General features: G+C 73.4%; 1 protein-coding gene. It reads right to left on the bottom strand.

The window, feature by feature from the left end:
• Positions 1-1,374 (bottom strand): HNH endonuclease signature motif containing protein (locus E3O48_RS14935; RefSeq protein ID WP_134540003.1); only part of this gene is annotated, 1,374 nt, incomplete at both ends.

Raw genomic sequence — 1,374 nt, 5'->3', positions numbered from 1 at the left:
TGGCTGGCCTGCTGGGCGCGGTGGGTGGCGCCGGGCTGCCAGGTGGTGGTGGTTCCTGCCCAGGCTGGCGCCTTGACCTGGGGTTTGCCGCGGATCATGCGGATGAGCCAGCCCGAGGTGTCGATGCTGTGGTGGTGGTACCAGCAGAGAAGGACGCCGTTGTCGATGTCGGTTTTTCCGTGTTTCTGCCAGGGGATGACGTGGTGGACTTCGCACCAGTGGGCGGCCACGCTGCAGCCGGGGATGATGCATCCGCCGTCGCGGGCGGTGATGGCCTTGCGTTGCGCGGTGGTGAAGAAGCGTTTCTTGCCGCCGAGGTAGAGCACTTCGCCGTTCTCGCCGAAGATGATCTTCTGGTAGCCGCCGGTGCAGAGCTGCTGTTTCACGTTCCGCAGTGACACGGGCGCGTCGACGCCGTCGATCCAGCCGACCCCGGTGCCGGCGGCCAGGTCCGTGGCGTTCACGTGCACCAGCACGGTGGGAGCGGCGCCGCCCATGCGGGGGGTGTCGGGGTGGCGGGCGGCGGCGCCGTCGGCGCCGGGGACCAGTTCCCCGCCCTGGATCAGGGCTTGTTCTTCTTCGGTGGGGAACGCGGGGGCGGCGTGTGCGGAGAGGTAGGCATCGAAGACGCCGTTGAGGATGCCGCGGAGGTCCGCGGTGACCTGGCCTCGCAGCGGGTACACGCCCCGGGTGAGACGGCCGAAGCTGAGCGTGCTGCGGGGCTCGAACAGGGATTCGTTGGGGGCGGCGCCGTCGGGGTCGAGGCGGGCCTGCCACTGGCCGGCGAGCCCGCGGACAAGGTCGGCGGGAAACGCGAACCCTTCGCCGGGCAGGCCGCGGGTCTCGTCGGTGCTCGCGCCGGTCGCGGAGGCGACCAGGGCGCGTTCGGCGGTGTGCAGGTCGTCGGGGGCGACCCGCGGGCCGACCTGGTCGAGGGCGGTCACGATCGCGTCGGCCGCGTCCACCCCGAGGGCCCCGGAGGTCAGGGCCGCCGCCACGGCCGGGTAGTACGGCGGGAGCAGCATCGCCCCGCTCATCCGGTCGGTCACGTTGCCGCCGAGCCGGAGCCGGCGGGTGGCCTCCCGGCCCGAGACCCGCGTCACTCTGGTGATCAGGTCGACCTGGCCCTGGCAGCCCAGCTTCCACGCCAGCGAGTCCTGACCCAGGCCGTTCCGGGCCCGGGAACCGACCTCTGCCGCCGCGCCGACCCGGGCCGCGTCCACCCTCCGGCCGAGGTCCTCGACGGCGCCGAGCACCGCGACCGCCTCGGCGTCGCTGAGCAGCCCGAACGCGATCCCGTCCAGGGCCGCGGCTACGGCCTCCCGCGCCCGCCCGATCCGTTGCGCCGGCCCGGCGCCGTCCGGATCAGGCCCG

The sequence above is a fragment of the Cryobacterium sp. HLT2-28 genome, assembly GCF_004402495.1.
Taxonomy (GTDB): Bacteria; Actinomycetota; Actinomycetes; order Actinomycetales; family Microbacteriaceae; genus Cryobacterium; species Cryobacterium mannosilyticum.
Note: the sequence above shows the minus strand (reverse complement) of the source record. Positions and strands in the feature narration are given on the sequence as shown.